This is a genomic window from Legionella dresdenensis, assembly GCF_042649825.1.
GTDB lineage: Bacteria > Pseudomonadota > Gammaproteobacteria > Legionellales > Legionellaceae > Legionella_C > Legionella_C dresdenensis.
This window is the reverse complement of the sequence record NZ_JBHSAB010000001.1, coordinates 535274-560201: the sequence shown is the minus strand read 5'-3', so window position 1 is coordinate 560201 and position 24928 is coordinate 535274. Positions and strand designations below refer to the sequence as shown.

The following is a 24928-nucleotide window of genomic DNA, read 5'->3' as shown; positions in this document are numbered from 1 at the left end:
CATAACGTATTCAGTCTTATTAAGCCAATGAGTTAATTCATGAGTTTACAATTTTTGGATTTTGAGCAGCCTATAGAAGAGTTGAAGCAAAAAATTCAGGCTCTGCGCATGGTCGGAAATGATAATGAAGTCAATTTAAGCGAAGAAATTGCACGTCTGGAGGCAAAATGCGGCGATTTGACCGCCAGTATTTTTGCCAACCTTGAGCCCTGGCAGGTCGCTCAAATGGCACGGCACCCGCTGCGGCCGCAAACTACTGATTATATCGAGCATATTTTCACTGATTTTCAGGAGTTGCATGGCGACAGGCATTATTCCTCAGCGCCCGCGATTATTGGCGGTATGGCACGGCTTAATGGCGAGCCGGTTATGGTGCTTGGCCATCAGAAAGGCAAGCGTACCAAAGAAAAGGTTTACCGCAATTTTGGTATGGCACGGCCAGAAGAATACCGAAAAGCATTACGTTTAATGAAGCTGGCTGAAAAATTCAAACTGCCCGTGTTTACTTTTATCGATACCGCCGGAGCTTATCCTGGTATTGGTGCGGAAGAGCGTAACCAGTCGGAAGCGATTGCCCGTAATTTGCTGGAAATGGCAAAATTGCGTACTCCGGTTATCTGTACGGTCACAGGCGAAGCAGGTTCCGGCGGTGCGTTGGCTATTGGCGTTGGCGATCGGGTATTAATGCTGCAGTTTGGTATTTATTCTGTGATTTCACCCGAGGGCTGCGCCTCTATTCTCTGGAAAGATGCTGCCAAAGCCAGTGAAGCTGCAAAAGCAATGGGTATTACTGCCCATAAAATTTTTGAGCATGGCCTGGTGGATGAAATCATTCAGGAGCCATTGGGCGGTGCGCACCGTAATATTGAAGAAATGTCTGGCCGCCTGAAAAAGATTCTGATAGAGGAGTTGCATACCTTAAAGCATCAGCCTGTAGAACAATTACTGGAAGCGCGTTATCAGAAATTTATGGCAATGGGCGCCTGTGACTAATGATCTGACTGGCTGGTGGCCGGCCTATAAAGGCTATAACCAGCTCTACATAGGATATAGCGGCGGTCTGGATTCAACCGTACTGCTGCATATTCTTGCCAGCCAGCCAGATTTACTTTCCAAAATTACAGCAGTTCATATTAATCACGGCATAAGCAAAAATGCCCTGAGCTGGCAACTGCATTGCGAGCAATTTTGCCGGGAACACAATATTTCCTTTATAGCAAGGCAGGTTGAATTTATTCGCGATGCCAATATTGAAGAACGCGCCCGCGAGGCACGTTATCAAGTCTTTCAATCCTTGTTGACTGAAGATGATTGTTTATTATTGGCCCACCATCGGGATGATCAGGCTGAAACACTGTTATTGCATTTGTTTCGTGGTGCAGGCATTAGCGGTCTGGCGGCAATGCCAGCAATCAAAGCGCTTGAAAAGGGGATACTGGCCAGGCCATTGCTGAATTTTTCCCGTCAGCAACTTGAACAATACGCCGTATTGCATCAATTGCAATGGATTGATGATGAAAGCAATCTGAGCAGTGATTTTTCCAGAAATTTTATCCGTAATCAACTCATGCCATTAATCCAGACGCGGTGGCCAAATGTGCAGGCTACTATTGCCCGTACAGCCAATCATTGTCAGCAGGGGCAGGACTTGCTTGAACAGCTTGCGGTTCTTGATTGCCTGGAAATAACGGGTACAGAACTGCCATTGAAATATTTAAATAATCTGGACTGGCAGCGAGCAAACAATGTACTTCGGGTGTGGCTTAAGTCCAATAAAGTCCGCTTGCCGGATACCGTGACGTTTAACCGCATTTACCCCGAAGTAATTCATGCTAAAGCGGGCAGTGTTTCAGAGATTGCCTGGCTGGATAATCGGATAAAAAGGCATCAGCAGAAATTATATCTGCTAAAAGAGAAACTGGTTAATAACAGCCAATTGGAATGGAATGATTTTCCTAATCCATTACCGCTTCCCTATGGCTCACTGACGGCGATAAAAAGCGAGCAGGGAATAAAAATAACGCCAGACAGTAAAATCATTATCCGTTTTCGCTCTGGCGGAGAACATATGCGCTGGCACGGCCAGACCAAAGCGGTGAAAAAATTGTTGCAGGAATGGCAGATTCCACATTGGCAGCGCAATCAGATTCCATTTCTCTATATCAATGATAAACTGGCAGCGATTACAGGTTATGCAATTAGTGATGATTTTTACGCCGAGTCAGGCAGTGATGTTTACAGCATAGATAATGGGTAGGTTTATTGAGTGTTAGGCTTTACAGCCGATATTCGTTCGGCCTGAGGAAAATGCGGAGCATTTGTCTCGAAGGCGTGGCACTGTACCACAGGCTTCGAGACAGCGCTAAAGCGCTTCCTCAGCCCGAACGATGTTATGAAATGTAGAAATTTAATTCCTTTGCTTGACGGCTATGGGCTTTACAGCCCCAACACATCCTTTGATAAACACTTAACGATATTTCCGAATCTGCGCAATCGCCTTAATCAATTCCTTTTTCAACTCATCAGACACGGCATAATGCTTCGGATCAATACTCCCCAGACATTTTTCAGCGCAACCAGGATTTTTTAACAGTAATTTAACCACAGCTAAATTATTCCTGGCACAGGCAAGTTCCAATACATTACCAGAAAATTCATTATTTTCAGTCAAAATATCAGGAACACACCAGGAGCTGGCAAGTATTTCCCGGATGATTTCAGTATCCAGATCATTTTCCCAATGCCAGATTGCCTGATGCAGCAAGGTTGGATGGCAGCCCTTGCTTTCCCAAAGCGGATTAGTGGTTAAACTGCCTTTGGCAAGAGCAGCTTTCACCGCTGCCAAATTCCTGAGAGTGATGGCAATTTTAAGAAATTTCTCATCAATTTTATTCGTTCTGATATGGTCAGCAGTGATGGTTGGGTTGAGCTCTATACCAGTTAACCGCAAGTCGCATTGTTTGAACGTGACATTACTCAGATCAACCGTTGCCAAATCGGTACCGCGTAAATCACTATTAATAAATACCTGATCGCTAATCTCCCATTCCTGCAGCGATGGTAGGGTTACGTTGTCTGCTGCTGGCTGGCCTGAGAAGGGAGCTGGTTGGGTTGCCTGACGGTACAGGCAGTCCTGAAGCATTATCAGAATATCCGCGGTATTATCCTGGCTTTGAAGAGCGGCAAACGGCGTAAAGCCACAATACGGTTGAGCAGGATTAATGCGGCCGCTCTCCAGCAGGCAGGCAATAATTGCTTTGGATAAGGGTTGATCGTCATTCGGTGTAATAGCCCACCACAATGCAGATAATCCATTCGCTGTAATATGGTTTAAATCAAAGAGCGGATTTTCTTTTAAAAACTTTTCCAACTGCTTAATATCCTGATTATCAATGGTTTCACGCAGGTCCTTCACTTGTTCTGCCATGATACTGTCCGATAATTATTTTAAGTAAAAGTATAATTTGTGATTAATTAATAATCAAATTGGATTTTTATTTTCGTTTAAAAAGAATGAGTTAGTAGGTTGGGTCGTTCCGACCCAACAATGATCATGCTCAAATAACCAGGCTCCAGTCAATATTGAAAATTGTTATGTTGGGTCAGAACGACTCAACCTACGATGATATCGAGAAAGGGAAACGAGCATACTTATCCGTGGTGAGTTATTTTTAAACCAATAATGGCGAATATGATTAAAAGAATACAGCCCATCCGAATGAAAGTAGCAGGTTCACCAAGAAAATAAATACCATAAATAACAGTACCAACGGCTCCAATGCCTGTCCAGATCGCATAGGCGGTTCCAATCGGCAGAGTTTTGAAGGACTGGGCCAGCAGTATAAAGCTTATTACTGCACCGGTAAGCGTAATAATTGAGGGATAAAGTTTGGTAAATCCAGCGGTGTGCTTCAAGGCAACTGCCCATATCACTTCAAAAATTCCGGCTAATATTAAACAAATCCAGGCCATGACTGCTTCCTATATCATACTCTGTTGACTAGCATTCTGGCAGGTTAACTGCCAACCCACCCATGGATGTTTCTTTATAGATACTTTGCATATCCATACCAGTCTGCTTCATCGTTTTTATTACTTTATCCAGTGAAATCTGATGCTGGCCATCACCAATCAATGCCATCCGGGAGGCATTAACCGCTTTAACTGCGCCCATGGCGTTGCGTTCAATGCAGGGGATTTGTACCAGGCCTAATACCGGGTCGCAAGTCATGCCCAGATGATGTTCCATGGCAATTTCCGCGGCATTCTCAATCTGGCCGATAGTACCGCCCAGGACTGCGGTTAAACCAGCTGCCGCCATGGAAGAGGCAACCCCGACTTCACCCTGGCATCCCACTTCAGCGCCAGAAATTGAAGCGCCTTTTTTGTATAAAATACCTATCGCCGCTGCCGTCAGGAAATAAGCATAAATGTCTTCGTTGCTTAATTTGGCATGAGCCTCCTGACAATAACGCAATACGGCCGGAATAATTCCCGCTGCTCCATTGGTCGGAGCGGTTACAATACGTCCGCCTGCCGCATTCTCTTCATTCACCGCCATGGCATACAGATTAAGACGGTTCATAATGTCAGACTGTTCAAATATACTGGGTATGCCCTGGTGTTTAATCAGTTTTTGATAAAGTTCAGGCGCACGCCGTTTCAATAATAATCCACCTGGTAAAATACCCGGATGATGGCAACCATTGTCAATACAGTCATTCATCACTTTGGCTATTGCCAGAATACCTTGTTCTACGCTATTGCGATCACGCCAGGTTAACTCATTGGCCATCATCAGTTCGGCAATGGTTAATTTGTTCTGTTCGCATAATTGTAATAATTCAAATGCCGTTGAAAAAGGGTAGGGCAACGATATTGTTTCAGCACAGGCTTGATCAAACTTTTCCTCAGTGATAATAAAACCACCGCCGATTGAATAATAGACCTGAGCAACCAACAGTCTGTTCTGGTCATCATAAGCGCTGAAACGCATGCCGTTACTATGTTTGGGCAGCAATTCTTTTTGCAGGAATAAAAAATCACTGGTATCGTTAAACGGGATAGTTTTCGTACCGCCAAGCTTAAGTGTCTGCGAACTTATAATTTCACGCATACGCGGTACCATGGTGTCCGGATCAACTGTTTCCGGCGCCTGACCTTCCAGGCCATTCAGGATTGCCTTATCAGTACCATGACCTTTACCGGTTAAGGCTAGAGAACCATACAATTCTATTTTGACTCTGGCAGCGGCATCGAACAGGCTCTGCTCCTGCAGTAACTGTAAAAATGCATTGGCGGAGAGCATAGGGCCGACAGTATGTGAGCTTGAAGGTCCTATTCCAATAGAAAACAAATCAAAAAGACTGATACTCATAAATTGTCAGAATTCAAAGATAATTTACAGGCAAGTATATACGTTAGTCTGGCAAGGGTAAACAACAGGAAGGAGCCAAAGAAAATTCTCTTGGCTCCATGGGTACGACTGCGATTAAGACTGTTCTTCCTCATCATCCCAGCTCAGCGTTCCGCCTGCCTGGTATTCGATGACGCGGGTTTCAAAGAAATTCTTTTCTTTCTTTAAGTCCAGCATTTCACTCATCCATGGGAATGGATTTTCTGCCCCTGGATATTGCTCTGGGAGGCCGATTTGAGTGAGACGGCGATTGGCAATAAAGTGCAGATAGTGCTCAAACATTTCTGCATTCATACCAAGGATACCGTTCGGCATAGTGTCCTTGGCGTATTGATACTCAAGCTCAACGCCTTCTTTGATCATTTGAATCATTTCCTCTTTGAAAGCAGGGGTCCACAAATGCGGATTTTCAATTTTGATCTGGTTAATAACGTCAATACCAAAATTCATGTGCATTGATTCATCACGCAGAATATATTGGAATTGCTCAGAAGTACCAACCATCTTGTTACGTCTGCCCATAGACAGAATCTGGGTAAAGCCGACGTAGAAGAAAATACCTTCAAAGACGACATAAAACGCAATCAGGTCACGCAGCAGGCGTTGATCATTTTCAGGCGTGCCGGTACGGAAGTTTGAATCGCCCAGGCTCTGAGTAAACGGTAAGGCCCATGCCGCTTTCGTCGCAACAGAGGGTACTTCGCGATACATGTTGAATACTTCGGCCTGATCGAGTCCAAGGCTTTCAATGACATACTGATAGGCATGAGTATGCAATGCTTCTTCGAATGCCTGTCTCAGCAGGTATTGACGGCATTCCGGATTGGTAATATGGCGATAAACAGCCAGTACCAGGTTATTGGCAACCAGCGAATCTGCTGTTGAGAAAAAGCCCAGATTACGCATAACAATCAAGCGCTCATCTTCAGTAAGCCCAAACGGATCTTTCCACAGGGCAACGTCAGCGCTCATATTGATTTCATTGGGCATCCAGTGGTTAGCACATGCTTTCAGGTATTTATCCCAAGCCCAGGTATATTTAAAGGGCACCAACTGATTCAGGTCAGCACGGCAATTAATAATTTGCTTATCGTCAACATGGATACGGTGAGCCCCCATTTCCAGAGTCTCAAGTCCTGTTGCCCCCCTTTGGAGGGCTTCAGCTTCAAGGGTTGATAATGACATTAGTATTCTCCTCTTATTGGCAGGCTTCACAATCCGGATCAAGGATTGAACATACTTTAGGTTCAGCCTCAATCTTGACTGCGTTAAGTGCGCCATCGGTAACGGTTGATTTTTCAGCGTTGGTGGCGCCTAAGCTGCGTAAGTAATAAGTTGTTTTTAAGCCTCTTATCCAGGCATGCTTGTATAGCTGATCCAGTTTTTTGCCGGATGGTTTAGCCATATAAATATTCAGTGATTGCGCTTGATCAATCCATTTCTGACGGCGTGAGCCCGCTTCAACCAGCCACATTGGATCAATTTCAAAAGCAGTGGCATAACGCGCTTTCAGCGCCGCTGGAATACGGTTAATGGGTTGTACGCTGCCATTAAAGTATTTCAGGTCGTTAACCATTACCTCATCCCACAGGTTAAGCGCTTTCAGATCAGCAACCAGATAAGGATTAATCACGGTAAACTCGCCAGAAAGGTTAGATTTCACATACAGATTCTGGTAAGTCGGCTCAATCGATTGCGATACACCGCAAATATTGGAAATTGTCGCAGTTGGCGCAATTGCCATAACATTGGAGTTACGCATGCCCTGAGTGCGAACTTTCACTCGCAGGCTTTCCCAATCCAGCCGTTGCGAACGATCCTGTTCGAGGTATTGCGCACGAGTCTGCTGCAGCAGATTAATCGAGTCAATCGGCAGAATACCTTTGCTCCACAGCGATCCTTCATAAGAAGAATAACTGCCGCGTTCTTTGGCCAAATCACAGGATGATTCGATAGCGTAGTAACTGATTAATTCCATAGACTCATCAGCAAATTCTACCGCAGCCTGTGAGGCATAATCGAGTTTCAATTCATACAACGCATCCTGGAAGCCCATCATACCCATACCGATTGGCCGGTGTTTAAGGTTAGAGTTACGAGCCTGAGGTACAGAATAGTAGTTAATATCAATCACGTTATCCAACATGCGGATTGCTGTTTTAATCGTGCGCTTTAACTTTTCTTTATCCAGTTTGCCGTCTTTAATATGAGCCGGGAGATTGACGCTGCCCAGGTTACAGACCGCGATTTCATCGGCAGACGTATTCAGTGTAATCTCGGTACAGAGATTGGAACTGTGGATAACGCCGGCATGCTGTTGCGGTGAACGCAGGTTACAGGGATCTTTAAAAGTGATCCAGGGATGACCTGTTTCAAACAGCATGGACAGCATTTTACGCCAGAGTTTTACTGCTGGTAATGTCCGGGCGTTACGAATCTCGCCGCGTCTGGCTTTTTCCTCACACTCAACATACATGGTTTCAAAATCTTTACCATAGCGGTCATGCAGTTCCGGGGCCTCATCAGGAGAGAACAGAGTCCAGTCGCCTTCTTCTTCAACCCGTTTCATAAACAGGTCTGGAATCCAGAGCGCGGTGTTCATGTCGTGTGTACGGCGGCGATCATCGCCCGTGTTTTTACGCAGCTCCAGAAACTCTTCAACATCCCGATGCCAGCATTCCAGGTAAGCGCAGACAGCGCCTTTACGTTTACCGCCCTGATTAACTGCAACTGCTGTCGCGTCAGCAACATTTAAGAAAGGAACAACACCTTGCGACTTGCCGTTTGTACCTTTAATGTGTGCGCCCATAGCACGCACAGGCGTCCAGTCATTACCCAGACCGCCGGCAAACTTGGAGAGCAGGGCATTGTCTTTTATCGCGCCGTATATGCCGTCCAGGTCATCCGGTACGGTGGTCAGATAGCAACTTGATAATTGCGGTCTGACTGTACCAGCGTTAAACAGAGTTGGTGTCGAAGCCATATAATCAAAGGAAGAAAGCAGGGTGTAAAATTCAATAGCTTTTTCTTCACGGTTTTGTTCTCTGATTGCCAGCCCCATCGCTACCCGCATAAAGAAAGCTTGCGGTAATTCATAGCGTACGCCGCGCTCATGGATGAAATAACGATCGTAAAGCGTTTGCAGGCTCAGATAGGTAAACTGCATATCACGCTTGGGCAACAATGCTTTTGCCAGTTTATCGAGATCAAATTCGCCAAGTTTGTAATCCAGAATACCTTGTTTAATACCTTGAGCAATATAGGTTTTAAAGTAAGCAGGATACAGCGCAATCATTTCATCAAATGTCGCTTCGTGTTGCATACCCAGTTTGGTCAGCGCTTCACTGCGTTGGCTATCAAGCAGTAAACGGGCGCTTACATAAGTATAGTTAGGCTCTTTTTCAACCAGTGCACGTGCAGCCATAATCAACGCTTTATGCACTTCATCCAGTTTGGCCTGATTGTAGAGATTACGCAGCGCATCTTTAATAACCGGCTCTGCATCAACATTATCCAGATCGCGGCATGCTTCATTAACAATTGTCTGCACGCGCTCCATATCCAGCGGCTCCAGTTCGCCATTGGGCATGGTAATCAGGATAGCCTTACTTTCAGCAGCATCCTGTTGCAGTTTTGTTTCACGCGCTTTGCGGTGTTCTTCGCGGTATACAACATAACGGCGGGCAACTTTATAATGGCCGTTACGCATCAGAGCAAGTTCAACCTGATCCTGGATTTCCTCAATATCAATCGTGCCGCCAGAAGTAAAACGGCGTTTAAAAACCTGAGTAATCTGCTGAGTGATTTCATCAATTTCCTGATGAATGCGATTAGACGCTGCGGCACTGGCGCCTTCTTCAGCAATAAATGCTTTAGTAATGGCGACCCTTATTTTTCTTTCATCATAGCTGACAACCTTACGGTTACGCTTAATGATTTTCAATAAGCCAGGGGCGTTCGCGGTCAATTCCAGTTGACTTGTGTACGGCACATCTTTTACCGAATCAAGAAGTTCTGATGACATTTTTGCTCCACGGAAAATAAGTTTTGTCAATGTTTTTTAAAACTTATCCACTACTTTATAAGTATAGCATGAAAACAATATATAGTAGTGAAGACACAAGAATGGATACTATATTTAGTTTTTGATTCGATTACAAGAGAATATCCTGTGGATAAAATGTGGGTGTTTTGTGAATAGAGTCCGACAGTGTCAAAAGGAGGAATTGTTTGTTTAAAAGTTGGGGCTTTATTTAAAAAGCGTTGGGGTGTAAAACTTATATCTGTTCGGTCTGAGCCCCCGGGCTTTGTTGAACAAATAGAGAGTAGCCTTGATGCAGCGAAGCGTAATCAAGGTTTCTATCACGTGTTCAGGCACGTATGCCTTGTAAGTTCAGAGCGGGTAATCCCTTTCCTTTAAAGGTTTTTTGCAAACACGCATGAAGTCATCCTGACGCTCCCAGATGCCATCCCTGGCATCTGAGGGTTTGCAAAAAACCTTTAAAGGAAAGGGATTACTGGAGAGACTGGTAATGGTTCTTACTCTGATTATTAATCAAATAACTCATATAGGTATGCCGCTGACTGTGGCGGTTGATGGCTATGGGCTGTATAGCTCCAATATTAAGTTAAAAACCTGCTGATGCTAAGGTTTGGTCGATTCCTTCAAATCTGGCCCAAAGCGCTGCCTGGTGTATAATGTCATTCAATTCACCACTATTTATTCCCCGGTCATCATTTTTAAAGTTTCTGACATTCCGTGCAAGGTTCCTGCGTTGCTCTTCCACATCCCTAAAGATTGACTTGATTGATTCGCCAGAAGATTGCAGTCTGGTTCTCAATTCTTCAGCCAATAAGTGGTTGGCATGTCGGTTAGTAGCCTGTGATTCTTTAAAGAAAAGAAATCCAAAGGCATAATTCACCACCGAGCGTCCATTATCAACCTTTTGTGGCCGCTCAATTCTATTGATATATTTGGTAAGACTATCAATAAGTTCTTGCCTGTGATGAGAGGTCCGCCTGATGAAATTAGTGTTTTTATTTCCAATTTTCCGTTTTTTAATTTCAGGAATAATTATCATTGCAAAGGTTTCTGGGTGAAGATCAGGCATTAATTGCCTGTACTGAGCTGCGAACTGATCTTGTGATAGCAAATTATCATAGTATTGTTGCCGAAGTTGTTCAATTTTAGCATTATGGTCTTGGGCATCATTTTCTGCAGCAGTCATAAATTATCGCCTGAATTAACCAAGTGGATTTATTTTAATCAAAATGAAGGAATTTGTCCAATCTAACCAAGGCGTATAATTAAGAGTAGCTTTTAAGAGAAGTGTTGGGCTGTAAAGCTCAATACTCGTTTCACAATATAGGCTTGTAGAATTGTAAGATAATTGTTTGGGTTGTAAATAGTAGCGAAACGATAAAATTTTTGCTGAATTCTTTTAGAAAGGTGGTAAAGCGTGTTGCATAAACTTAATCGATAAAATCGACCAGTATTTATGCAACATAGCGAAGGGGTTTAGACTAATTCAACTTCTTCAGCCTGAGGACCTTTTTGGCCTTGGCCTGGTTTGAACATTACAGCTGCGCCTTCAGCCAGCGTTTTGAATCCGCTGCCTAAAATTGCACTGAAATGCACAAAATAGTCTTTACCATTGCTTTCGATAAAACCGAAACCTTTACCTTCGTTAAACCACTTAACGGTACCGCGTATTTTCTCTGACATGTTTTTTCCTTTTCTAACTCAGACATGATTGTAACACTGATAAACAGTTTTGCTAGTAAAACTTTACAAAGAATTAAAAAAAAATGGTTTTTAGTTTAAATTTAAATCAATTTGAACAAAAAACTTAAATCAAAGCATCAATTTTTGCTGCACAAATGAAATCATTCATCGATAGTCCTTCCAGTGCATGGGTCTGAAAGCGGACATGGCAGTAGTTATAACCTACTTCCAAATCGGGATGATGATTTTCCTGATTAGCTATCCAGGCGATTGCATTGACAAAAGCCATGGTTTCATAAAAATCGGCGAAACTGAAAGAGCGTTTAATTTCGTTGTTGTTAATAACCTGCCATTGTTTATCGACTTGCGGCAACAGGTTTTTAATTTGTTCAGGCGACAGCGCCTGTCCAATGCCTTCACAAGATTCACAATGTTTTTGTCGTAAATCGCTAGTCATAATTTTACTCCTCGCTATATTCGGATAAACAAAATGATAATTTATCAAGAAAACGGGCATTTTGCTCTAATTTACCAATACTGACCCGTAAAAAATCAGGCAAACCATACCCGGCCAATGGCCGGATTATAATGCCATGGCTTAATAGGTGTTTATAAATAACGGCTCCAGCAAGACGGCAACTAAAGGTAACGAAATTACAGTGAGAGGGAATGACATGACAGTCAGCCTTGATTAAACCAGCGACCATCTGCTGCATCCCGGCAGTATTATTAGCCAGGGTTTTGGCAATAAACGCCTGATCATCCAGAGCCGCGTAACCTGCTTCCAATACTGCCTGGTTGACGCTGAAGGGCAGTTGAAGCCGTAAGATCAGTTCAACAATTTGCGGATGGGCAATGGCATAACCCAACCGTAAACCAGCCAGACCGTATATTTTGGAGAAGGTTCGGGTTATAACCAGATTAGGGAATTGCGCAAGCAGCTCTATGGTACTGGTATCGCCCTCCGGATAAGCAAATTCATAGTAAGCCTCATCAATAACGACAATGGTTGTTGCTGGTACATTATTTAATAGTTGTACTATTTCATTATGAGGGATAAATTTGCCGGTCGGGTTATTGGGATTGGCAATAAAAATGATTCCCGTGTCCTTATTACACATCGCTATCATCGCCTGGATATCAACGTCCCAATGCTCATTAATCGGCGAAAAGCGTATCGGGATGCCCAGCTCCTGTGCCTGAATCTGGTAGGTGATAAAGGCCAGATCATGGGTTAAGGCATGCTTGCCGGTGTGTAAACAAAACAATTTTAGCAAGAGGCCGAATAGTAAATCTGAACCATTACTAAGACATAGCATTGCTGGCTCAACATCCAGTTTTGCGCTTAATTTCTCCCGCATTGGATGAATTGCCGAAGAAGGGTAATTTGCAATTTGTTGGATCGATAAGCGCTGCAGGGCTTCCTGCGCTTTGGGGCTGCATCCTAACGGATTTTCATTGCTTGCCAGTTTGATGATATCGCTTATTCCCAACTCACGAGCCAATTCTTCAATCGGTTTACCTGGTACATAAGGACTTAAACTCTGTATCCCGGCATGGGACAACGCAGCAAAATCACAAGCCAAAATACTCTCCCTGTAAATTTGAAATGTCCCCTAGTATATACTTAAAATTGCAAAAAACGCGAATAAGCCCGTAGGTTGGGTCGTTTGACCCAACACAAGATGGTGAATAAAAGAAATGTTGGCTCAAACGACCCAACCGAGGCGCCTTAAACGAATATTTTTTGTTTCTTGCTTCGGAACGCCAACTCGATTACCCTATGCCCGCAGTCCAGTCTAAGGAATAAAAATGGTGAATTTTCAAGGGTTTTCCCTTTTTGAGGTGCTTGTCGCCTTGGTTCTTATAAGCTGTGCATCCCTCGGTTTTTTAACCCGGCAATGGCAAAGCCAGCAATTTCTAAATCAATCGGTCGAACAGGCCATGTTATCCCTTCAGGTCAGTAATCAGCTAGAGCGAGTTTATCCCACATGCGAAAGGAATATGGCTTAACCCTGACTGAACTTATGATAGCGCTTTTTTTATCAACGCTTTTAATCAGCTTATTACTGCAACAGTATGTTACCGCTAAAAAGCATTATCTGGCGCTGCAAAAACAGTTAAATCAAAATTTTGAACTGAATCTGGTCAGTGATTTGATAAAAAATAGTGTCAGACAGGCAGGATTTGCTCCATGCAGGAGTGTGGGGCAGTTGGAAACTGTGGACAGAAGGGATAAATCTGTACCCTTATTGGCATATATTATTGACGATCATGGGCTGGTTCTCAATCGAATGAGTGAGCATTTTGCTACGGTACAGTATCAATATTCTGCACAGCAGATATTAGTTGAACCCGGTGCTTATTTTGCATTAAAGCAGCCGGTTTTAATTGCTGATTGCTACCATGCTGAAGTCCAATTGCTTAAAACCGCCAGATCAGTGAAAGAGGGAATGCTGCTTACTCTGCAAAAACCGCTTGCTTACTCTTATATCGATCCGATTTATGTGGGGCAGTGGCTAGAGGAGCGTTTTTATATCCACAAAAATCCGCACAGTCAACTTACTCTTTATTATCAGAATGGCCATAGCGAAGAGTTATCCGAGTTGATTAATTCGCTATCAGTTGAGGCCGTTTACCCATCACTGCTGAATATTACTCTGGGTTATGGCGATGATAAGAAATTGCCGCTTACCACGCGGATAAGAGCATGAGCAATCGCCGGCAACAGGGTGTGGTTTTATTCACAACCTTACTAATTATAAGCCTGTTGGCCTTATTAGTGTTATCTCAATTGAAAGTCGTTGCCCTTCATGCCAGGTCAATCGCTATTGTTGTTGAACAACGGAAAAATTTCTCAAAACTTGAACAGCATGCCAACCAATTATTTGCTGAACGTAATTCTATCAATCCTGGCTGTATTATTGATGAAGCCAGTCCTAATCAAATAATTCGGCGTCTGGCTGCAGGTCAGGGTTGTCAGATTAGCAGCAACGGTGAGCAATATCGCTTTTTTCTGGAATACGCGGGCTTTTTGCCCTGCCTGATTATTGAAAACGAGCTCGGCTTGTTCAGCAGCGAGCATTGGCGGTTAACAATCCAGGCATTCGCTTCAGTACTGCAGATCCGTTATGCCAGTGCAGGCCAATATAAACCCTGTTTATCACAAAAAGCAGTGCCTGCCAAAGCAGGCATTATCAGCTGGCGCTATTTACCTGCAATAGAAAGTAGCCTGTGTGAAACCTGATTCGGGTGCTGCGAAATGATGTTAAATTGTGTAATTAAATCCTGTTTAATGTACAATAGAAATTTTTCAGGGTTTTAGTGTTTTTTATGAGAATTATAAACAAATTATTTGTTATATTTTTTTGCCTGTTTTTATTTGGTGAAATCAACGCTGAACAGGATGTAATTTCTTTGTTTCCAATGGGAAACTATAACCAGAAAATATCACACTGGATTAATCCATCCGACCCTGGTTATGATAAAGCTATATTGAGTAGCGCGACGCAAAAACAACATTTGGCCTTATTCTATGACCATTATTTTGGGATGATGTCTCCCTGGGATGAAGGATATATCAGACAAATCACGCAACAAAATGAAGAAAATAATTTAAAAAATACTGAGAAGGAGATTCTGGCATTTTTCAGTAATGAAGGAAAGTCTGATAATCAGATTGGATACGGTGAAAATTTTCGCCCTTATTCTGAACGCTGGATTCATAAAATTGCTAATAATATTAACTGGGATCAATTAAGTCAGATTATTTATTCTGCTGAAAGGCGTGGTATAGCAGTGGATAATTTAAATGCCCGGGCATTACCAACTGCTGATGCGCATTTTTACCATTATAAAATTGCAGGCCAGGGCTATCCTTTTGATAACTTGCAAGAGTCTGCAGTTTGGGCTGGAACGCCGGTGTATATCCTTGCTGAAACACGCGATCGCGCCTGGATGCTGGTTGTAACCCCGGAGTATATTGCCTGGGTTGAAAGCAAGGGAATCGCACGCACCGATGAGACGTTCGTTAATGCCTGGACAACCGTCGCCAGACAACACATGGCCGCAATTACTTCTACTCAAACAGAAATCATTGACGAAGAAGACAAATACCTCTTTACCGCCTATGTAGGTGCAGTATTCCCGGCCCATTCTGCTGCCAATGTCACTGAAGTCATGGTGCCTGTTGTTGACAGCGGACATCAGGCAGTCATTAAAATGGCAAAATTGCCTGCCGATAAGGCTCAGATTATGCCCGTTACAGCAACACCCCATCATTTTGCCAACTTGATGAAAACGTTGATTGAAAGACCTTATGGGTGGGGCGGTATCTATTTTTATAATGACTGCTCAGCGGAAATGAAAAGCTTGTTAACCCCATTCGGAATATGGTTGCCGCGTAATTCTTCTCAACAAGTTTCAATCGGCAAAATGGAAGATGTTTCCCCAATGTCAGCAGCTCAGCGTCTTGACTACCTGAAATCTCATGGCAAGCCATTTTTATCGCTGATTTATATAGGCGGCCATGTTGTTATGTATATTGGTAATTACGATAATCCCAATCAGCCCGGCACGACTATGGCAATGACCTACCAAAATCTGTGGGGATTAAGTCCGAACCCGGCAAATAGACGGGAAGTTGTAGGCGGCTCAGTGTTATTCCCTATGCTGTTGCAATATCCGGAAGATCCAGAATTAATGTCGTTGGCAGGGAAGAAATATTTTCAAATTTCCTATCTGGATGAATTGCCTGCAGCAATGTTAGCAAGGCAGCAGCCGATGAATATCAGAAAGTTGGCAACCTCGGGTTTAATGCAGTAGGTTGGGTCGTTTGACCCAACATTCCCCTCCAAAATAACAAATAATTAAAATAAATCAGTGAAATACTCCACAACTGCAATGCCTTTGGCTATATTGTTAATTGAACCTCATATTATTATAACCAGGGATTTGTTTAATGAATCGGGAGCGGTTGGCTGCTTTTCAATATTGGCCGCATGTGGCAACGGTAACCTTGCTGTGCCTGGGTTTTTTGGGCTATCGTTTTTTTGCCTATCACTACACACGCTCTAACGATGCCTATGTTTCTGCCAATATTGTCAATATGGCATCACTAGTCGCAGGTCCGGTCACTGAATTATATGTGGTTGAAAACCAACAGGTCAAAAAAGGCCAAAAGCTGATCCAGATCGATCCCAGACCCTATCTCTACGCGATGAACAAGGCTAAAGCCGCCTGGAATATCGCAAAAATTGATTACGAAAATGATAAACTGGCAATTGATGTCGCCGAACAGAAATTAAAACAAAGCCAATCATTTCTGGCATTAAGTAAAGATCATTACAGCCGCTACCTGCGCTTACAACAGCGGGGCGACCTGGCTCAAATCAAACTGATTGATGTCGAGTCAAAAATCAAAGAACAGGAAGCGGCGGTTATCGCTGATACCCAGCAACTAAAAATGGCTCAGCTTCACTTTGATAATAATAAAGTGCTGTCGGCCAAGGCCGTCTATGATAAAGCGCGTTACCTCTATGAACATACTCTGGTTATCGCTCCGGCAGATGGTTATATCAGTAATTTTAATTTGCGCACCGGCCAGTACATTAAAGTAGGGGAGGGGTTGTTTGCCCTGGTTGAAACCAGCCAGTGGTGGGTAGTAACCCGTTACCGTGAAACCGCAATACGGTTAATCAAACCAGGCGACAAGGCAAAAATCTATCTTGATATGTACCCGGGTAAAACTTTTTATGGTCATGTTAACAGCATTGGCTGGGGGATCAACCGTGTACAGGCTGGTAAAGTTGCGCCGTCTACTTTGCCTTATCTCGAAGCGACTGAAGATTGGATTAAGATTGCCCAACGATTTCCGGTCAGGATTTATTTTGATAATCCCGATCCGAATTACCCGCTTCGAATAGGTGCGAGCGCCACTACGATAACCTACCGATGACATACTTACCCGCATTACAACAGTTTATTCCCCGAACACTGGAAAACAGAGCCGCCCTGCGAACCGCGATTGCGGCTCTGGCGGCTGTTTTAATTGCTTTTGCCTTGCATGTGGATAAACCCTATTGGTCCGGGATGACAGTGGTAATCCTGGCAAATATTTATACTGGAAATATTATTGATAAAGCATTAATGCGTATTGCTGGGTCTATTATCGGCGCTTGGGCAGGTTTTTTTATTGCAGGTTTTATTGCTAACAGTTTTGCGTTGTATTTACTGGCTAATTTTTCATTAATTGCCATGGCAGTGTACTACTACAATTTCAGCCGTTACGCTTATGCCTATTTGCTTGCCGCACTTAGCGCCTTTCTTGTGATTTCTGAGGTAGCTGTTAATCCTGAGCAGGCGTTTTATATTGCTATCTGGCGACCGGTAGATATTGGCCTTGGCGTCCTGGTGTCTGCCGCATCTGCTTTTTGTCTTTTTCCTAATAACATTTACGAAAATGTCAACAAAGAAGTCAAAGCCGTATTTAATGCGTTGACCAATTTATTGGATCAGACCGAGCAATTATTAATCAGCAATGATCCGAAAGCATTTATCGAAGTTGATAAACAGACACTGCTATTGAAAAAGAAAATTCGCAAAGCGACTGAAATGCTTGATTTTATGCGGCGCGAGATAGGCTTTGAGCGGGTGAGAATTGATCAATTCCGTTTCTTATTGGATGCCGGTTTTGGCTTGTGCCGGACAATCAGTTTTTTTACTGCAACAGTGGAGCATTCACCTGGGCAGAAATTAATTACTGATGAGTTAGTGCCAGTCAGGCAACTATTTCAGGCCATGAAACAGGATTTAAATACCCTGAGCGTTGAATTTTTCAGCAAGCCAGCCGATATTACTCTGCAAAGCCGGCAGGCTCTGAATCAGTTTGATTCGGCGCTTAATACCGCTCTCGCAAACTCAGGAAGTCAATTAGCAACATATCTTGCGGTGTCGCATTTCTTACGGCAGATTCATGATTTTGTACTTAATCTCAGTACCGTATTAACCGATATTTCCAGCAAACGGACAAATGCCTCAGCCGTAATTTCAAACAAAGAACAATTGCGCTCTGATCCCGATGTGATGGTGCATGGAATAAAAGCGGGTCTGTCGGCAACCATGGCGCTGGCGTTCTGGTTACTTGCCGATTGGCCGGGCGGATTAAATGGCATTGTAAGCAGCATTGTTATCTCAATCCGGAAAACATTATTCGAGATGAAAAATATTAGTGCGCACCGGGCGCTGGGCTGTATGCTGGGTGGAGGATTAGCATTGACTGTGCTGGCATGTACCAGTATGGATCTGTATTTGCTAATCCTGCTGATCTTTTTTGGCGTATGGGGTTTCAGTTATTTTTCATTTAAATTGACTACATATGCCTATATCGGATTACAGGCGAATATTGCTCTCATTATCACGCTTGCTCAGGCGGGCGGGCCGCCTTTGGATCTGGCGCCGCCGCTGGAACGTTTAGGCGGTATTTTTATCGGAATTACGACCAGTTTTCTAGTGGGCAATTTGATTTGGCGCACCGATTTGCAAACCATGCTGCAAAAACAATTAAAAAAGCTGGCGTCTTATTTACGCTATAACCGCCAGCAAATTATGTTGCCGGCGAAAGCAAAGCTCTATGATCTGACCAACGCTTTCTGGATTTGCCGAGGTTTGTTGGAGTCAATCCAGAACCAACCATTAAAGCCAGCAAAAAAAGCGTTGCTGGATGGAAGGAAAGAAACGCATGAAAAACTGGTTTTGGTGCAGGCAGCGATTAATCATATTAGCACGAGCCTGGATCAGGCAGGCGCCCGTAATACGGCTGAGAAATGCGGCTTTGATTTGTCCGGAGTCGAGCAAAAAATAGCACAGTTCAATCAGGACACCAGTCTACTGGAGTACCAGTCCGTACTAGCTGAACTTAATCAATTTTCACAATTGCTATTGACCGGATTGCAAAGCAGCTTACCTGCCCGGGATGTTGAAAATTGCGCCGCATATCTAAGCTCCCTAAAACAACTTACCATCGATATATAATTACAAAAACTGTCCTGTGCAAAGATAAATACAATTGACCGATTTATGCTTAATATCCACTTAATCTTGAAAGATTACAATGACACCAATTCATTGAGAGAGGGTTATTAATCATGCCAATGTTAAAAGAAGAACCAAATAATATTACAGAAGAATATTTGAGCGAACTTTTTAAAGATACTGATTTACTCTCGGACATTAACATCAAGGCTGTATTGGAGCATAAAGATAAGGTTGCAGTATGTGCCATTCTATCTTTTTTAAAGCAATTAGGTTTACTAAAGGGTATTAATGGGCAAAATAATTTCACTGCACTAATAGAATATACAGAACCAGAGTGGTTGCTAGATACACTGGAAGATCTGGATGATTCCGAATTATTAACAGGTCCTGGCGCTCAGGCTAACTTTAATGGTTTAGTAAAGCATGAACAGGTATTTCAGTTAGTTCAGGCACTTGAGAATTTAAATAGCAGCGGCTTATTAACCGGGAATGACGGCGAAGAAAATCGTAATGCAGTCATCGGACATCAACATCCAACATGGGTTGCTGATTCCCTCCTACTCTTACAAAGGAAAGGTTTATTAGCAGGCGATGATGGGCAATTTTACCGTAAGCTTCTTACAAGTAGTGACTATCCGCCTGCCATAGCTAATGCGCTGGTAATTTTTCGAGGAACGGATCTGATAAAAGTTGATAATGCCGAAGCGACTTGTAAGGCTTGGGCAACTATTAATCTCGGCAGAGGCATTGATTATGAACAAAAAGCTTTTTTAGAGCAGTATTTAAAGATGTTGAAGCGTTGTCGTGTATTTACTGGCGCTGCTGCCCCTATTATTTTAAATGCGATATTAGAGCATGAAAATCCTCTTGCTCTTGCTGAGCTGTTTTTAGAGATGAGGCTTGCAAATCTGTTAAAAATCGATGTGCCTTATTTTGACATGATAATTAAACATACCAATCCTGAGGAAATTAAGCGCGCACTTATCCATTTTCTATCGATAGATGGAGGACTGTTTACAGGCCCGCAAGCGCAAGTTAATTTTAGTACTGTTCTCAATTATTCCCAGCCAGTAAAAGTTGCCCGTGCTCTTCAAATAATGAAAGAACAAGGCTACTCAATACAAGACGTTATTAGTCAGCCAGCGGAGCAGCTGATCGATTTTTTGATTAAAGACACCCTGCTAACATGCCAACAGAAAAATCTGGCGCAAAAATTTTTTAAGCATTTTTTTAAAATTCATAGTAAAGGTTTGAATATAAATCAGGAAGATATAATCTCGTTTTTTGTAAAATATCAGCCAAAAATCAATCAATTAATAGCAATAATGGGCGAGGATATTTTTAGCTTTTTACAACAAACCGGCGTTAATTCAACGGCTCCTGTACAACGGTTACTTGAGGCGTATCAACTTATATCCGATGATGGCATACAATCGTGCCGAGAGATCTATTCGAAGTTCAAACAACAGATAAGGCAAGATCAACACAGAATGAAGTGGGTAAATATTTTGTATATCTGGGGAGAACTACATTCTTTAGAGGGTGCTGCATTAACAGAAGATTCTAAGAAAAAATCGGCTATGTTTTCTGGGCAGGCGGATACTCTCGATCAGTATTATTCTACTCTAAGTCACTGGTTCGCCGAAAGGATTGTAGCTTGCTTCCGCTTCCCTGAAGATAAAGCAATCAGTGCAGACGTATTATTAGAAAAGCTGCCTATTGAGATGTTGCCAAAGCTGGCCTATGCTCGAAAAAGATTACAGCACAATGAATATGCCGAGTTTTTTGACCAAATGCTGTTGGCAGATCTGGATAAAGGCACGAACCTGAGGCAATTTGTAACTAATGCTGCTAGCGACTCTGAGTCGATAAAACAGCTAAATCAACACAATCAAAGGATTATTCGACAACTTATCGAAAGCGGAGTCAATGTTAATTTAGCCCGCAATTTTCCCTATATATTGCCATTTGAGGTTGGGGGTGAATGTAGTTATAAATTGGATGGTCAATATCTGGCTATATGGAATTCATTCAAATTACTTCGCGAACATGTAAACAATTTCGAACAACACTATCCGAATAGCCTCAAGAAAGAGCTATCAGAGCTTTCAACAGCAATCGTGAAATTTCGAAATCAATTATTGAAAACGGCTCGTGATGAAGATGATGAGCAGGCATTTTTAAAGTGCAAATCCAGATTGATAAATAATGATATTGTTGCTTTAGCAAATAAAATTACGGCTAAAATTGAACGAATAAAATCTGCTGTTACGCCTGGCGACGTATTGGATGCGCTAGGGGGAGTTTTTGAACAGGGTTATCACTTTTCTGAAGCTTATAAAATCTTACAAGATCTGCATATCGATATGCGGGTTAAGAAAGAACCTGCCAATACCAAACCTCGCTCCTTCCATGTTGAGAGCTGGGATAAAAATAAAATGCTGACATTTTTTCTCGGCAATTTACTGAGTTGCTGTCTTGCGACCGATGGAGCTTATTTTAACGCAATGATACAACGGCGCATGGATGAAGCCATGTTTATGCATGTGGTGATTGATAATCATACGGGTTTACCAGTATGTGGTAATTGGTTATTTTTTGGTGAAGACAGAGATAAGCCAGGAACAGTGCATGTGGTTGCCAATTTTTTTGAAATCAATTCAGGTATTGCGGCTAATGAATTATTAAGAAATGCACTGGTGGATCATTTGTTGTTTTTTACAGGTGAATTTGCTAAAAAAATCAATGCTGCAAACTTTATTATGCGTCCTTTAACCTATGGGCAAATACCTGATTTCAAACAGTTTGGCTCGCTTCAGGCAATTAAAATCAAAAAGGTTGGCGGCAGCCTTGGCCAAAGTGAAGCAAAGTTACTTTTACGCACGTTGGATTCAAAACAAGTAGTGGACAGGCTGCAAAAAGCAATAGCTGAAGCAAATGGCAATCAGGAAATGACCCTTGTTCTGAGTCATCTATATAATGCCTTTTCTCAGTTAGAGAGCTTTGCTTTGACTTATAAACAAGGTAATGAACTTTCTTCAGAAGACCAATATAATACACTTAAAGTTTATAATTCTGTAAAAAGACTGACTAAAAATTTAAGCCAGTTTTTGCCTGTTTCTCACAACCTCAAACTATTACAACAAACCCTGAATACGGTTATTGATAGCCATGAAAATAATAATCAGGCTCTGGTCAATCAACACTATTACCTGGACGCGCTGAAATTGTCTGGATTTCATGTCTATGATCCCAAGGTCATGACTCTGTCCAATTCAGCGTTAAAACAGGTAATTGCCTCAGCGGCTAATGAACAAGCGGTTAATCAAAACCCGGCTGCCAAGTCCGGGGAATTATTGTCAAGTTCAGGTTTTTATTCCGGGGGAGTAAAGTTAGCAAAGGCGATGGCCTCTCTGAGGAGCTGTAAATGGAGTAATTCAGCCGAGTTTAGAACTGCTCCATAATGAACTCTGTCATTCCCGCGCAGGCGGGAATCCAATTCAGAGATTGGTACGGTGTCTCGTTAAAATACATTTCCCCGGCGGAATAGTTACAAAATTAGTAAATATTGTTATAGTTTCGTCCTGTATTTTTAGGACGAATAGCATGCCTGATTTCAAAAATCTATACCTTGCCGCAGGGTTAACCCTGACCTTTGTGTTTCAACCAATATATGCCCATTGCAACGACAATATTACGTCCAAAGTGCAGCAAATCATCGACCTTGATCGCGAGAAATACCATATTCCCGGCATTGAAGTCAGTATTATTTGTCCTGGTGAAAGTACACCGCGGGATTTTGTCAGCGGTTATACCACGCTTGAGCAGAGTGCGGCATTAAAACCTGACAACCTGTTCCAGATAGGCAGTGAAACCAAATCATTTATTGCCGCGCTGATTTTGCTTTGGGAGGCGGAGGGCAAGTTATCGATTGATGATTCAGTTAGTGAATACCTGTCTGATTTGCCGCAGTCCTGGCAAAATATCACGATCCGACAATTATTAAACCACACCAGCGGTATTTATAATTATACTGATGTACTCGACAAAAAAGTGCGCCAGGGGGATTTTGATTTTAACCAGCAATGGACTTCGGAAGAGCTGGTAAATCTGGTTACGGAAGAACCGCTTTACTTTGAACCGGGAGCTGGGTGGCATTATTCTAATACTAACTATGTTTTAGCCGGTTTGATTATAGAGCAGGTGAGCGGTAGTGAGTTAACCGGGCAATTAAAAGCCCGTTTAATCGAGCCGTTGCAATTACAGGATACTTTTTATTTACCTGCCAGTTACTCCCCTCAGATCATGGAGCGTATGGCCCATGGCTATTCGGATCGTGGTTATTTTCCAGATGAACCGAAAGATATCACTGACTTTAGCCATTCCTGGACAAATGCCGCAGGCGGGATGGTTGCTACATCGCATGATACTGCACTCTGGATAAAAGCGTTGGCTCAGGGATATATATTGCCGCCCACACAAATGCAGGAGCTCATGACCACAATAAATGCAACGCTCCCCAATAAGCTGAAGGTACAATATGGCCTGGGGATTATCCATGATGATAAAACATTCGGCGAAGAGGCATGGTGGCATAGCGGCGGCACACTTGGTTTTAGCTCGCTGATGATCTGGTTAAAATCCAGTGACGTAATTTTGACGGTGAATATCAGTCATTATGCCAAGGGCGAGGATCTCTATTTAATCGCGCAAGAGCTTGCTGATGCTTTACATAAGAGTTAATTGTAATAAACAAGAACAAATTGATCGGATAAAGCAAACAGAAGCAAGAAATTAAAAAATTTTCTTGACTCTAAATCAATCTCAGAGTTTAATAGCGCTACTTGATGGCCAGATAGCTCAGTCGGTAGAGCAGAGGATTGAAAATCCTCGTGTCGGCGGTTCGATTCCGTCTCTGGCCACCATGCAAATCAAGCGCTTATGCAGCATCAACCCAAATATCTAAAATCTCATGTAGACTCAATGTAGTGTTTTCAGCTTGAGAACCACGAGCATCTATTGAATCCGCTATTGCCTAATACAATTTCCTGGAAAAGTGTTGATACATGGTGTATACTTTTTATAGATAATGTTGATACCTAAGGCGCTAATATGACATTACACGCAAAAATTCAAAAATGGGGAAACGGCTTAGCCTTACGTATAAGCGGTGCAATGCGTGAGATACCTCATCTTAAAGAAGGAACTGAAGTGGATATTGAAGTCTCTGAAGCAGGTTTCACTGTGACTAAATCAAAAAAAAGAAAACACTTTCCATTCAACGAGTCAGATCTCTTAAAAGGTTTGTCAGAGCAAACAGCCCATGCAGATTTACTCGTCTCTCCTCAGCTTAATGAGGTTGGGCAATAATGTCTGCTTCATACATACCTGAAAGAAATGATATTATTTGGCTAGATTTTGAACCAACTAAAGGGAAAGAAGTGGGTAAATATCGCCCTGCTTTAGTTTTATCTTCCAAAGAATACAATAGAATGACTGGATTGATTATCTGCTGTCCAATAAGTACCAGCATTCGAGGAGGCAATACTGAAGTTCCAGTCAACAATCTTGATCAACCCTCTGTTGTCGCAGCCAGCCTTATTCAAACACTATCCTGGAAAGATAGAAAAGCAAAGTTTATTGTTGAAGCAGAACCTCCCGTAATGGATGAGGTGTTATATCGAATTATTCCCTTGATAGGCGCTGATAGGCTTTTTCAAGATTCCGAATAAGTCTTAATCCTATGGGTCTGA

The 24928-nt window shown here is 42.7% G+C and carries 21 protein-coding genes and 1 tRNA gene; 13 read left to right on the top strand and 9 right to left on the bottom strand.

Annotated features, from left to right (window positions below; genetic code table 11):
• Nucleotides 1-39 precede the first annotated feature (39 nt).
• Together ACFORL_RS02400 and tilS are read left to right on the top strand one after the other, a co-directional pair.
• On the top strand, nt 40-993 hold the full coding sequence (locus tag ACFORL_RS02400; RefSeq protein ID WP_382340722.1) for an acetyl-CoA carboxylase carboxyltransferase subunit alpha: 954 nt from the start codon (nt 40-42) through the stop codon (nt 991-993).
• Complete coding sequence (gene tilS, locus ACFORL_RS02395; RefSeq protein WP_382340721.1) at nt 986-2257, top strand: tRNA lysidine(34) synthetase TilS; 1272 nt, start codon at nt 986-988, stop codon at nt 2255-2257. The genes ACFORL_RS02400 and tilS overlap by 8 nt, the downstream gene beginning before the upstream one ends.
• Before the next feature lie 210 nt (nt 2258-2467).
• Here the strand turns inward: tilS and ACFORL_RS02390 are convergent, their stop codons facing one another.
• The 9 genes from ACFORL_RS02390 to hisC form a co-directional block, all read right to left on the bottom strand.
• Entirely contained in the window at nt 2468-3427 is a 960-nt protein-coding gene (locus ACFORL_RS02390) for a pentapeptide repeat-containing protein (RefSeq protein ID WP_382340719.1), read from the bottom strand.
• A gap of 224 nt (nt 3428-3651) precedes the next feature.
• Nucleotides 3652-3972 (bottom strand): quaternary ammonium compound efflux SMR transporter SugE, encoded by a 321-nt coding sequence (gene sugE, locus ACFORL_RS02385; protein ID WP_382340717.1) that lies wholly within the window; start codon nt 3970-3972, stop codon nt 3652-3654.
• A 28-nt stretch (nt 3973-4000) separates the two neighbouring features.
• Nucleotides 4001-5377, bottom strand: coding sequence for an L-serine ammonia-lyase (locus ACFORL_RS02380; RefSeq protein ID WP_382340714.1), 1377 nt, complete (start codon nt 5375-5377; stop codon nt 4001-4003).
• 114 nt (nt 5378-5491) lie between these two features.
• Nucleotides 5492-6601, bottom strand: a complete 1110-nt coding sequence (locus ACFORL_RS02375) for a ribonucleotide-diphosphate reductase subunit beta (protein ID WP_382340712.1) — start codon at nt 6599-6601, stop codon at nt 5492-5494.
• A gap of 13 nt (nt 6602-6614) precedes the next feature.
• Nucleotides 6615-9440, bottom strand: coding sequence for a ribonucleoside-diphosphate reductase subunit alpha (locus tag ACFORL_RS02370; protein ID WP_382340710.1), 2826 nt, complete (start codon nt 9438-9440; stop codon nt 6615-6617).
• Nucleotides 9441-10044: 604 nt separating this feature from the next.
• Nucleotides 10045-10644: a hypothetical protein gene (locus ACFORL_RS02365; RefSeq protein WP_382340708.1), complete on the bottom strand. Its 600-nt coding sequence runs from the start codon at nt 10642-10644 to the stop codon at nt 10045-10047.
• Nucleotides 10645-10934: 290 nt separating this feature from the next.
• Nucleotides 10935-11141 carry a cold-shock protein gene (locus tag ACFORL_RS02360; RefSeq protein ID WP_382340706.1) on the bottom strand — a complete coding sequence of 69 codons (207 nt, stop codon included), beginning with the start codon at nt 11139-11141 and terminating at the stop codon, nt 10935-10937.
• Between the two features lie 124 nt (nt 11142-11265).
• A complete protein-coding gene (locus ACFORL_RS02355; RefSeq protein ID WP_382340704.1) occupies nt 11266-11598 on the bottom strand; it encodes a 4a-hydroxytetrahydrobiopterin dehydratase in 333 nt (110 codons plus the stop codon).
• Nucleotides 11599-11602: 4 nt separating this feature from the next.
• Nucleotides 11603-12727 (bottom strand): histidinol-phosphate transaminase, encoded by a 1125-nt coding sequence (gene hisC, locus ACFORL_RS02350; protein ID WP_382340703.1) that lies wholly within the window; start codon nt 12725-12727, stop codon nt 11603-11605.
• Between the two features lie 226 nt (nt 12728-12953).
• Between hisC and ACFORL_RS02345 the strand changes: the two genes are divergently transcribed.
• From ACFORL_RS02345 to ACFORL_RS02295, 11 genes are all read left to right on the top strand, one after another.
• A complete protein-coding gene (locus ACFORL_RS02345) occupies nt 12954-13154 on the top strand; it encodes a type IV pilus modification PilV family protein (protein ID WP_382340702.1) in 201 nt (66 codons plus the stop codon).
• Complete coding sequence (locus tag ACFORL_RS02340; RefSeq protein WP_382340700.1) at nt 13133-13855, top strand: PilW family protein; 723 nt, start codon at nt 13133-13135, stop codon at nt 13853-13855. The genes ACFORL_RS02345 and ACFORL_RS02340 overlap by 22 nt, the downstream gene beginning before the upstream one ends.
• A complete protein-coding gene (locus ACFORL_RS02335; RefSeq protein WP_382340698.1) occupies nt 13852-14388 on the top strand; it encodes a hypothetical protein in 537 nt (178 codons plus the stop codon). The genes ACFORL_RS02340 and ACFORL_RS02335 overlap by 4 nt, the downstream gene beginning before the upstream one ends.
• Nucleotides 14389-14474: 86 nt before the next feature.
• Nucleotides 14475-15965: an SH3 domain-containing protein gene (locus ACFORL_RS02330; RefSeq protein WP_382340696.1), complete on the top strand. Its 1491-nt coding sequence runs from the start codon at nt 14475-14477 to the stop codon at nt 15963-15965.
• Between the two features lie 136 nt (nt 15966-16101).
• Nucleotides 16102-17097, top strand: a complete 996-nt coding sequence (locus ACFORL_RS02325; protein WP_382340694.1) for an HlyD family secretion protein — start codon at nt 16102-16104, stop codon at nt 17095-17097.
• A complete protein-coding gene (locus ACFORL_RS02320) occupies nt 17094-19172 on the top strand; it encodes an FUSC family protein (RefSeq protein WP_382340692.1) in 2079 nt (692 codons plus the stop codon). Before ACFORL_RS02325 ends, ACFORL_RS02320 begins: the two co-directional genes overlap by 4 nt.
• Nucleotides 19173-19285: 113 nt before the next feature.
• Nucleotides 19286-22639 carry a hypothetical protein gene (locus ACFORL_RS02315; protein ID WP_382340690.1) on the top strand — a complete coding sequence of 1118 codons (3354 nt, stop codon included), beginning with the start codon at nt 19286-19288 and terminating at the stop codon, nt 22637-22639.
• Nucleotides 22640-22781: 142 nt separating this feature from the next.
• Complete coding sequence (locus tag ACFORL_RS02310) at nt 22782-23918, top strand: serine hydrolase domain-containing protein (protein ID WP_382340688.1); 1137 nt, start codon at nt 22782-22784, stop codon at nt 23916-23918.
• A gap of 106 nt (nt 23919-24024) precedes the next feature.
• Nucleotides 24025-24100 (top strand) — tRNA-Phe (locus ACFORL_RS02305).
• Between the two features lie 187 nt (nt 24101-24287).
• Nucleotides 24288-24545, top strand: a complete 258-nt coding sequence (locus tag ACFORL_RS02300; RefSeq protein WP_382340686.1) for an AbrB/MazE/SpoVT family DNA-binding domain-containing protein — start codon at nt 24288-24290, stop codon at nt 24543-24545.
• Nucleotides 24545-24907, top strand: a complete 363-nt coding sequence (locus ACFORL_RS02295; RefSeq protein ID WP_382340684.1) for a type II toxin-antitoxin system PemK/MazF family toxin — start codon at nt 24545-24547, stop codon at nt 24905-24907. The genes ACFORL_RS02300 and ACFORL_RS02295 overlap by 1 nt, the downstream gene beginning before the upstream one ends.
• Nucleotides 24908-24928 lie beyond the last annotated feature (21 nt).

Coding starts and splice junctions, on each gene's coding strand:
- ACFORL_RS02400 (WP_382340722.1), top strand. CDS start 40: ATGAGTTTACAATTTTTGGATTTTGAGCAGCCTATAGAAGAGTTGAAG.
- ACFORL_RS02390 (WP_382340719.1), bottom strand. CDS start 3,427: ATGGCAGAACAAGTGAAGGACCTGCGTGAAACCATTGATAATCAGGAT.
- sugE (WP_382340717.1), bottom strand. CDS start 3,972: ATGGCCTGGATTTGTTTAATATTAGCCGGAATTTTTGAAGTGATATGG.
- ACFORL_RS02380 (WP_382340714.1), bottom strand. CDS start 5,377: ATGAGTATCAGTCTTTTTGATTTGTTTTCTATTGGAATAGGACCTTCA.
- ACFORL_RS02375 (WP_382340712.1), bottom strand. CDS start 6,601: ATGTCATTATCAACCCTTGAAGCTGAAGCCCTCCAAAGGGGGGCAACA.
- ACFORL_RS02370 (WP_382340710.1), bottom strand. CDS start 9,440: ATGTCATCAGAACTTCTTGATTCGGTAAAAGATGTGCCGTACACAAGT.
- ACFORL_RS02365 (WP_382340708.1), bottom strand. CDS start 10,644: ATGACTGCTGCAGAAAATGATGCCCAAGACCATAATGCTAAAATTGAA.
- ACFORL_RS02360 (WP_382340706.1), bottom strand. CDS start 11,141: ATGTCAGAGAAAATACGCGGTACCGTTAAGTGGTTTAACGAAGGTAAA.
- ACFORL_RS02355 (WP_382340704.1), bottom strand. CDS start 11,598: ATGACTAGCGATTTACGACAAAAACATTGTGAATCTTGTGAAGGCATT.
- ACFORL_RS02345 (WP_382340702.1), top strand. CDS start 12,954: ATGGTGAATTTTCAAGGGTTTTCCCTTTTTGAGGTGCTTGTCGCCTTG.
- ACFORL_RS02340 (WP_382340700.1), top strand. CDS start 13,133: ATGCGAAAGGAATATGGCTTAACCCTGACTGAACTTATGATAGCGCTT.
- ACFORL_RS02335 (WP_382340698.1), top strand. CDS start 13,852: ATGAGCAATCGCCGGCAACAGGGTGTGGTTTTATTCACAACCTTACTA.
- ACFORL_RS02330 (WP_382340696.1), top strand. CDS start 14,475: ATGAGAATTATAAACAAATTATTTGTTATATTTTTTTGCCTGTTTTTA.
- ACFORL_RS02325 (WP_382340694.1), top strand. CDS start 16,102: ATGAATCGGGAGCGGTTGGCTGCTTTTCAATATTGGCCGCATGTGGCA.
- ACFORL_RS02320 (WP_382340692.1), top strand. CDS start 17,094: ATGACATACTTACCCGCATTACAACAGTTTATTCCCCGAACACTGGAA.
- ACFORL_RS02315 (WP_382340690.1), top strand. CDS start 19,286: ATGCCAATGTTAAAAGAAGAACCAAATAATATTACAGAAGAATATTTG.
- ACFORL_RS02310 (WP_382340688.1), top strand. CDS start 22,782: ATGCCTGATTTCAAAAATCTATACCTTGCCGCAGGGTTAACCCTGACC.
- ACFORL_RS02300 (WP_382340686.1), top strand. CDS start 24,288: ATGACATTACACGCAAAAATTCAAAAATGGGGAAACGGCTTAGCCTTA.
- ACFORL_RS02295 (WP_382340684.1), top strand. CDS start 24,545: ATGTCTGCTTCATACATACCTGAAAGAAATGATATTATTTGGCTAGAT.